7 protein-coding genes and 1 tRNA gene are annotated in these 8200 nt (G+C 56.4%); 5 read left to right on the top strand and 3 right to left on the bottom strand.

The genetic code is table 11. The annotated features are described in order from the left end of the window. Window positions 1-47: 47 nt before the first annotated feature. Together NE637_RS15215 and NE637_RS15210 are read right to left on the bottom strand one after the other, a co-directional pair. Window positions 48-1082, bottom strand: coding sequence for a hypothetical protein (locus tag NE637_RS15215; RefSeq protein WP_256267787.1), 1035 nt, complete (start codon window positions 1080-1082; stop codon window positions 48-50). Between the two features lie 596 nt (window positions 1083-1678). After that, window positions 1679-1801 (bottom strand): hypothetical protein, encoded by a 123-nt coding sequence (locus NE637_RS15210; protein WP_022659440.1) that lies wholly within the window; start codon window positions 1799-1801, stop codon window positions 1679-1681. A 358-nt stretch (window positions 1802-2159) separates the two neighbouring features. Here NE637_RS15210 and NE637_RS15205 point away from each other — a divergent pair, with 358 nt between their 5' ends. The 5 genes from NE637_RS15205 to NE637_RS15190 all read left to right on the top strand — a co-directional run bounded on the left by NE637_RS15205 (window position 2160) and on the right by NE637_RS15190 (window position 7995). Further along, complete coding sequence (locus NE637_RS15205; protein WP_227119304.1) at window positions 2160-3089, top strand: LysR family transcriptional regulator; 930 nt, start codon at window positions 2160-2162, stop codon at window positions 3087-3089. A 125-nt stretch (window positions 3090-3214) separates the two neighbouring features. Continuing rightward, window positions 3215-5353 (top strand): FUSC family protein, encoded by a 2139-nt coding sequence (locus tag NE637_RS15200; protein ID WP_227119303.1) that lies wholly within the window; start codon window positions 3215-3217, stop codon window positions 5351-5353. Then, a complete protein-coding gene (locus NE637_RS15940) occupies window positions 5343-5537 on the top strand; it encodes a DUF1656 domain-containing protein (RefSeq protein ID WP_192113254.1) in 195 nt (64 codons plus the stop codon). The genes NE637_RS15200 and NE637_RS15940 overlap by 11 nt, the downstream gene beginning before the upstream one ends. A gap of 32 nt (window positions 5538-5569) precedes the next feature. Continuing rightward, the gene (locus NE637_RS15195; RefSeq protein WP_227119302.1) at window positions 5570-6499 is read left to right on the top strand and encodes an efflux RND transporter periplasmic adaptor subunit; all 930 of its coding nucleotides are present in this window, start codon (window positions 5570-5572) and stop codon (window positions 6497-6499) included. 8 nt (window positions 6500-6507) lie between these two features. After that, on the top strand, window positions 6508-7995 hold the full coding sequence (locus NE637_RS15190; protein WP_227119301.1) for an efflux transporter outer membrane subunit: 1488 nt from the start codon (window positions 6508-6510) through the stop codon (window positions 7993-7995). 70 nt (window positions 7996-8065) lie between these two features. On the opposite strand, the gene NE637_RS15185 is transcribed toward NE637_RS15190, so the two are convergent. Next, window positions 8066-8140, bottom strand: a tRNA-Gly gene (locus tag NE637_RS15185). Window positions 8141-8200: the final 60 nt, after the last annotated feature.

The following is an 8200-nucleotide window of genomic DNA, read 5'->3' as shown; positions in this document are numbered from 1 at the left end:
ACCAAAGCTGCCGATTGCCGCTTAACATGGCGTTCGAATTTGACGACCTACCTCATTCTGCCGAGAGCCTGGGCTATGTGTGTTTCTGCTACGGAAAAGAGCAAAGCCAGGCACAGGCCCAAAAGCAGGGTGGGTACAATGGATGCCAGGCGTTTCATTAGTGCAGTGCCGTAACGGCGCACGACAAAAAATCCGGCAATGCCGCCAAGAATGAGAAAAAAGCTGTCGCTTCTGTAATGCAGGTGTCCTATCAGTCTGCTCCAGAGCCCGCCTTCGTCTTCAAGAAAGCGGCGGTCAAAAACCTGCTGGAGCACGGCCAGATCCTGCGGCGAAAATGGCGTGGCGGATTTGATGGAGCTTGTCAGATAGAGCAATGTGGGAAGGCACCAGGCAACAAGGCTCAACAGAAGCCATGCCCCGTGCCGCAACAGGCTATCGCCCTTGGCCCTGTGAAATAAAAAGACGGTAAACAGCATGCAGCTCGCCACCAGGGAACTGATGCTGTGCAGGTACATGCCGCAGCCCGAAACAAACATGATAAGAGGGCGCAGCTGTGGTTTGTCGAGAGCGGAAAGTGTTGCTGCCAGTAGTGCCGGGAACAGAGCGGCATAAAAAACACGCGGCGTTATGTCACCCGAGCCAAAGCCCCAGTATGTGCCAAAGCTGACCCATACTGTCACGCCTGTCAGCAGGGCAAACAGGGCGGCAATCAGCGGCGTGTCAAAAAGGCGGCGTCCGAGATAATAACAGGCAATGTAGTGGAAAAACACGCCCACAGCGCCAGCCCGCAGCATCCCCTGCACAATGTCGTCACCGGGCTGAAGAAGGCTTGCCAATGTTGATTCAAGACTGATGATGGAATTTGCGGTGGTTGGAACTGCTAATAGTGGGTCAAGTGAAAACAGTTCACGACGCAGTTCGCCAGCCATATTTTGTACATAGCAGCAAAGGTCGCTGCTGATTTTAAGTCCATCGCACGAAAGCAGGCTCACTCCCCACAGTCCAAACAGGGTATAGCCAGCAATGGCAATGATAAAAATCGTATCCCATAATGCGTAATTTTTTGAAAATCTGAAGAACATTTGCTGAACGCCTGGGTGGATTAGTTTGTAAGTCAGTCTGGTTAAGTAAAAGTATATCTGTGAGTAGTGGTTATGCGGTGCAGTTAGGTATAGGCTATTTCTGTTCTGTGCATTCTTTTGCGCGAGTTGGGTGCACACATCTTGATGATGCTATATGTCAGTTTAATTTCAGTGAGATAGCGAATTCAGGCTATTGCAAACTAACATATTTATCAACCTTGCAGAAAGTATGGATTATGTTTGGATGGAGATTGAACAGTATGTTTTCTATGTATAATATCGCGTTTATAATTAAAAGACACGCAAAAATATACAGGGGGCGTGGCTCAGGCCTGGCGATTATGCGATAAGGGCGGCAGCAACAGGCGCTGGTTAGTACGTGCCCGAGTTGCGTGTCTGATTATAGTCCCAAGGGTCTTGGGTATATCGCAGGAGAAGTGACGCATGGTGGCGGGGGGATGCGCCAGTGGGTGCTACCCGCCTTGAAGCGTCCGGGCGTATGTTGCTGCTTGGCGCTGGCCAAATAAAAAAAGGCCGGGACTTGTCCCGGCCTTCAATCACAGGTTGATTACAGCGTGCGGTGTCACATGCTGTGCTTAAAAGCGGTCGGCGGCTGCCAGCATGCGACGCCACCAGTTCATCCAACCACCCCAAACAGAGCCGAGGATTGAATCCTCTTTGCGGCATCCGACGGTCCCCAGCATAACGGCATATTCCATACTTCGCCTCCTTGGTTCTGGTGGTTGCGAACAAAAAAACTTCGCAAGTAAAAAATAGCACTCTCATAAATGGCTTGCAATAGTTTGGGGGCCTTCGGAGGCCGAGATATCCGGGTTGGAAATCTTGCCTGCTAATACTGCAAGGTATTTTAGCTGGTTGTGTTGGTAAGCAGAAATAAAAAAATCTCGTGCTCAATGTGCTGCCACCCTCAAAAGCCAAAAAGCGTTACAGCTCGATAAGGCGGTGATTGAGAAAACTTGATGCTTCACCATTTGGAGTACGCTTGTTTTTAAATGCTCCTCGCATTATTCAGCGGTATATGTGATTGCGTTTTAGTTAACGGATTGGAGGGGGGGCATGTCGCGTCCGGATTTAAATTTGCTTTTGGCCTTAGATGCGTTGCTGGATGAGGGAAGCGTCATTGGCGCAGCCCGTCGCATGAATTTGAGCTCCCCCGCGATGAGCCGCACCTTGAGCCGGATTCGGGACGCGCTGGGTGACCCCGTATTTGTTCAGGTCGGCCGAAAGCTCATCCCAACACCTAAAGCGCTCGCTCTGCGCGAGCAGGTGCGCATGGCGGTCGAGCAGGCTGCGCAGGTTTTTTCATCCAACGCTGAGATCGATCTGAAATCGCTGGAGAGGCGCTTTAATGTCCGCGCCACCGATGAATTTGTAAGCATGCATCTGGGGCATCTGTTGGGAATTATGGCAACGGATATGCCCCGCGCCATGTTGCGTTTTTCGCCGGAAGAGGATGACGTGGACGAGGAGGCGCTGCGCAATGGCCGCATTGACCTGTTCATCAGCGGTTCACGCAAGATGGGGCCGGAGATTCGCGTGCAATCGCTGTTCACCACGACTTACGTCAGCGTTGCCCGAGCAAATCATCCGGTTTTTGACGACGAAATTACCCCCGAGCGCCTCGCCCGCTGGGAGCATATCAACGTTTCTCGGCGCGGAAAGTCCGTTGGGCCCGTGGATGCAGCGCTGGAAGAACAGGGGCTGCGTCGTCATGTTGGCCTTGTCGTGCCGAATCCGTACACGGCATTGTTCGCGCTGCAGGATTCTGACCTGTTGCTGATCTTGCCCAAAAATCTGGCCAGCAGCGCGCTTGCCGCAGGTTTGCACATCCGCCTGTTCGAGCTGCCGGTTCCATTGGAAACAGTGCTGCTGACGCAGGCCTGGCACCCCCGGTTGGAGAACGATCCTGCCCATCAATGGCTGCGGCGTACAATCCACGCCCTCTGCAACGGCAATGCTGCGCAGACGGCCAGACAAGCAAAATAGTGAGTGAGGGGCAACCTTCAATGCGTGCGTTTAACGCAATCATAAAAATGCAATAAATTCACTTTTCGGAATGGTAGGGCATATCTACAGTGGCGCTTATTACGTCATTGCAGAAGGGTTCTATCATGTCTTATGCGAATGTGCCTTCGGCACCTTCAGGTTTCTTTACCTCCCATCTCTCCCTGCTCCGGGGATGGTTTCTCCGCGGGCTGCCGTATCTTGACCTGACCACGCCACGCGCGACCTACGTGATGCGTTCGATTCTTGCCGCAGGCATGGCGCTTGTAGTTGCCTATATGCTGGATCTGCGCGCGCCGTATTCGGCGGCATCCAGTGTTCTTCTTGTCATCAACCCGGTGCAGGGCGCTGTGATAGGAAAAGGCGTGTGGCGGATACTCGGCACGCTGGTCGGGATGCTGGCGTCCTTTATTTTGATGAGTTTATTTGGCCAGAGTCCCTGGCTGTTCCTGCTCGGCTTTGGCCTGTGGATGGGCGTGTGCGTGGTGGGAATGACGCTTCTGCGTCATTTTCGGGCGTATGGCGCTACCCTTGCGGGGTATACCGTGGGGATGGCGGCCTATGGAGCCATGGAACATCCGGAACTTACGTTTTCTCAGGTGATGGGGCGCGGGGCTTCCGTGTCGATCGGCGTGGTGTGCCTGGTGTGCGTGTCTGCACTTTTCAGCACCCGGAGCGTAAGAAATCGTTTGGAAACGCAACTGCGGCGGTTGGCAGCGGCCACCGCAGGCATCCTTTCGACAAATCACCAGGCGACTCATACTGGTGAGACACCGGAAATCAGGCCTCTGGATGCGGGCAGGCGCAATCTCATTATTGAAGCATATGGCGTGGATGACCTGCTGGCGCTGGGAAAAGCCGAATCCCCCGACCTGGCCCAACGTGCCGGTACAGTTCGGCAGACAATGGTTTCCCTGTTTTCCGCATTGGTAGGCGGCATGCCCCCCATGCGCGAAGGCAGCGCAAGCCTGAGCGCCCTGAAAGCGCTCAAGCCTGCCTGGGAGCTGGCATGGCAGCAAGCCAGTCAGGCGCTGGCGCAGGAACAAGGCCCCATCGGGCTGGATCGTGCCGTTCAGATATTGGCAGATATGCGCGCTCGATTAACAGACACGCTTTCCACGGCATTGCTTGATGAAGCGTCGGAGCATGCCGCACTGATGATCGCTGGAGACCGGCTGCTCGAACAGCTCGACGACTATATTGAAGCCCTTAAGGGCATTGAACTTTTACATGCTCCGCTACCAACAGCGGCGCAAGTCTCCGTGCCGTTCTACCGGGACAGGATGGCGGCGATGCAGAACGGGCTGCGAGCAATGCTGACGGTGCTGCTTGGCGGCGCTTTCTGGCTTGCGACTGGCTGGACGTACGGCAGCCTGATGCTGGCGGGCCTGGCATCAGGCTGCGCGCTACTGTCCACGGCTCCCAATCCGGCTCTCGGCGCCGTTGAATTTATGAAGGGTACTGTGGCTGCCGTTGTAATGGCATTCCTCTGCACCTTTATAGTGCTTCCCCATGTTGAAGGGTTGCCGCTGTTGCTCCTGGTGTTGGGGATATTCTGGCTGCCGGGCGTTTACGCAACCTCCATGCCCCGCCACATGGCGGCCGGGGCCACCTATCTCGTGGCTTTCACCACGCTGGCCGCGCCAGACAACCCCATGAACTATGATTTTGCGTTATTTCTCAACAGTTCCGTGGCCTGGATACTGGCAGTATTTTTTACGCTGGTGGGGTTCAAGGTTCTGCTGCCGCGCAATCTGTCGCGCGACGCCGAGCGTTTGCACCTTGCTATCCGCGATAATGCGCTTGGCACCTTCAGAGGAAAACGGACTGATGCGAAAGTCTGGCAATGGAGCCAGCAGCACCGCACGGCTCAACTCGGTGCGCTGCTTAGGGCGCAACCGGAGGTGATGGAGCGAGAGATTGCCAATGCGCTGGACAGTATTCATCTGGGGCGAGAGGTTTTGCGCCTGCGCAATTGGCTGCGCCATGCGCCCAAAGATTCTGAATTGCGCCGCCAGCTTGCAACCGCTTTTCGCTACATGAACCGCCGGGTTGGCGAACCCAAAATGGCGGCTCGGCATGCCCGCCGTGCTGCAAGGTCCTTGTCGCAATTGTCACTGACAGGGAGCGCCGCCACAGCCGAAGCGCAACGATTGACGGTCGTGCTGCTTGATATTGCAGTGCTGCTTGAAAACCGCGCGGATTACTTTTCACAACATTCTGGAGGTCGTACCGATGCTGAGTGAGTTCTCGGTGGCTGGCATCTACCTGCCGCCATTCTTTGTCTATGCGTGCGCCGCGCTGCCAATATACCTGGGTCTTCGCTCCCTGCTTACACGCTGCGGCGCGCTGAGGTGGGTCTGGCATCCCGGTTTATTCGGGTTTGCTCTTTCCCTCTGCATAGTTTCGATGCTGATTCTCTTTGTTTAACCGCTTATTCCCAGAAAAGGTGTTGGTTTTCCATGTCTAACAGTTTGTTTCCGGCAAAACAGATATTCAGGGCAGGGCTTACAGTCACTGTCGTCATTTTTGCGTGGATTTTGGTAAGCGCGCTCTGGCGTGCCTATGTCTTGGCCCCCTGGACACGGGATGGCCGCGTCAGTGCGCAGATCGTCCGCATAGCCCCGGAGGTGTCAGGTACGGTACTGGATGTCTCGGTGGTTGATGACCAGTTTGTGAAACAGGGGGATGTGCTCTACCGCATAGATCCTGCCCACTTTGCTCTGGCTTTGGCGCAGGCCGAGGCTCAACTGGCTGCGGCGGACGTGTCGTTGCGTCAGAAAATGGAAGACGCGAGACGCCGCCGGGGTATGGAAGATATTGTGCCCGCAGAAGAAGTCCAGCGTGCGAATCAGACAATGGCCATCGCCCAGGCCGAGTTGCGCAGTGCGCAAGTTGCTGTAGACAGGGCAAGGCTGGATATGGAGCACACAGTGCTGCGGGCCCCTGTGGATGGATATATAACGCGTCTGAGGCTGAACAAGGGCGACTATGCGGTGACTGGCCAGCCGAATATCGCGCTGGTGGACGCGAGCAGCTTCCGGATCATCGGCTATTTTGAAGAAACCAAACTGCATGGCATTGAGCCCGGCGCCTCAGCGCAGATCCGCCTGATGGGTTTTGATGAGGTGATTCCTGGCAAGGTGGTGAGTATCGGGCGCGGAATAGCCGATGCCAACCAGCAGGCTGATGCGCAGGGTTTGCCAAGCGTTGCGCCAAGTTTCAGCTGGGTTCGCCTGGCGCAGCGCATTCCGGTTCGCGTCGAATTTGGGCAACTCCCGCAAAATCTTGTTTTGGCCGCAGGCATGACAGGCAGCATCGAGGTGACTGCGCCAGGAGGCGACAGGCCACCCCAGGGCCGCCTCGCAACGCTTTTGCAACGTTGGTTGTAGGAGTGCGCATGTACACAGCACGAAATCATGCGCGACTGCGTATTTGCAGCGTGTTTCTGCTTGTCTCGTTGTTGCTGGGCCTTTCAGGCTGCCTGTCCGTAGGCCCTGACTATACCAAACCCACATTGAACCTGCCTGCAAACTGGGTTGAGGCCAACAGTGCCTTGTCTGGCAGCTCTCAGGATGGACTGCGCATGTGGTGGCGGTCATTCAACGACCCGCTGCTCGACAGGTTGGTCGAGCAGGCGTTGGAGCGGAATCAGGATATTGGTATCGCGCTGGCGCGGTTGCGGCAGGCGCGCGCGGAGCGGGTTCAGACCGCGTCGGCCTTTGGGCCGACGGTTTCCGGCGGCGGGGCAGGTGAGGCTCGGCGCACCAGCGAGGCCCTCACCGGGCAAGTCGGCGGCGAGTCGCGGACTTGGCTTGCTGGCTTTGACGCGAGTTGGGAGCTGGATATCTTTGGTGGAACGCGCAGAGCCGTTGAAGCGGCAGATGCGGGCATTGAAGCGGTTGCCGAAGATCATCGCGCATTGCAGGTGAGTCTGGTTGCGGAACTAGTGTCCAACTACGCGGGCCTGCGTGCAACGCAGCTACGCCTGGCCATCGCCCATGACAATATCCGTACGCTGCTTGAGAGTGAGCGACTGGCTGAACAGGCCCAGTTGAGGGGCATGGGCACCCTGGCCGATGTGATGCAGGCCCGGGCAGAGCGCAAAACAGCCGAGGCGCAGCCGCCTTTGATGGAGGCGGATATTGCCCGGTTCAGTCATGCCATCGGCGTACTGGCTGGCGGTTTTCCTGGTGATTGGCGCACAGCGCTGGCCGAACCGTCTTCATCTTTGCCTGTGCCCGCCCGCCTGCCGCTTTCATTGCCATCGGAGGTGATGCGCCAACGCCCAGATATACGGGCGGACGAACGGCGTCTTGCAGCAGCAACCGCACAGATCGGCGTTGCCGAGGCCGAGCGTTTCCCCAGGTTTACCATTCCGTTAGGCATCAGCAGCACCGTAAGCCTCATCCATGACCTCTTTTCCAGCGCGAGCACGGCCTGGTCGGTAGGGGGGCAGGTCAGCCAGTCCATCTACGATGGAGGGCGGGCACGCGCTGGCGTGAAGGCGGCGCAGGCCAATGCCGATGCGGCACGGCTGGTGTATGAGCGTGACGTGAGGCTTGCCCTGCGGGACGTGGAAGATGCCTTGACGGCATTGAATAGTGAACGCCTGCGGCAGGCCTCACTAAAAGAGGCCGTTGTCGATAGCCAGAAAGCCCTGGAACACTCGTCCCGGCTCTACGGCAGGGGATTGAGCGCCTATATGCCGGTGCTTGTTGCGCAGCGCACCGTTAACAATGCACGGGATGCCCTGGCCCTTAGCCAGTGGGAAGAACTGCGCGGCGTCATTGCCCTCTATAAATCATTGGGGGCAGGGTGGTCAGATGACACATCGGCAGCAGGAGCAGATCAAAAAGATGCGTTCAAAACGTCAGCCGTCCGGTAGCTGACCACCATCAGGCCAACAAAAAAGCCCTTGCAGTTTTAAACTGTAAGGGCTTTATCGTAAGCTTTTTTGGAGCGGGAAACGGGATTTGAACCCGCAACCTTCAGCTTGGGAAGCTGACACTCTACCGTTGAGTTATTCCCGCAAAAGTGGAGCGGGAGACGGGATTTGAACCCGCGACTTCAACCTTGGCAAGGTTGCACTC

The organism is Desulfovibrio desulfuricans (genome assembly GCF_024460775.1).
Taxonomy (GTDB): Bacteria; Desulfobacterota; Desulfovibrionia; order Desulfovibrionales; family Desulfovibrionaceae; genus Desulfovibrio; species Desulfovibrio desulfuricans_E.
Note: the sequence above shows the minus strand (reverse complement) of the source record. Positions and strands in the feature narration are given on the sequence as shown.

What these genes read in the sequence shown, in the direction of transcription:
- NE637_RS15215 (WP_256267787.1), bottom strand. Translation starts at nt 1,082, where the DNA reads ATGTTCTTCAGATTTTCAAAAAATTACGCATTATGGGATACGATTTTT.
- NE637_RS15210 (WP_022659440.1), bottom strand. Translation starts at nt 1,801, where the DNA reads ATGGAATATGCCGTTATGCTGGGGACCGTCGGATGCCGCAAAGAGGAT.
- NE637_RS15205 (WP_227119304.1), top strand. Translation starts at nt 2,160, where the DNA reads ATGTCGCGTCCGGATTTAAATTTGCTTTTGGCCTTAGATGCGTTGCTG.
- NE637_RS15200 (WP_227119303.1), top strand. Translation starts at nt 3,215, where the DNA reads ATGTCTTATGCGAATGTGCCTTCGGCACCTTCAGGTTTCTTTACCTCC.
- NE637_RS15940 (WP_192113254.1), top strand. Translation starts at nt 5,343, where the DNA reads ATGCTGAGTGAGTTCTCGGTGGCTGGCATCTACCTGCCGCCATTCTTT.
- NE637_RS15195 (WP_227119302.1), top strand. Translation starts at nt 5,570, where the DNA reads ATGTCTAACAGTTTGTTTCCGGCAAAACAGATATTCAGGGCAGGGCTT.
- NE637_RS15190 (WP_227119301.1), top strand. Translation starts at nt 6,508, where the DNA reads ATGTACACAGCACGAAATCATGCGCGACTGCGTATTTGCAGCGTGTTT.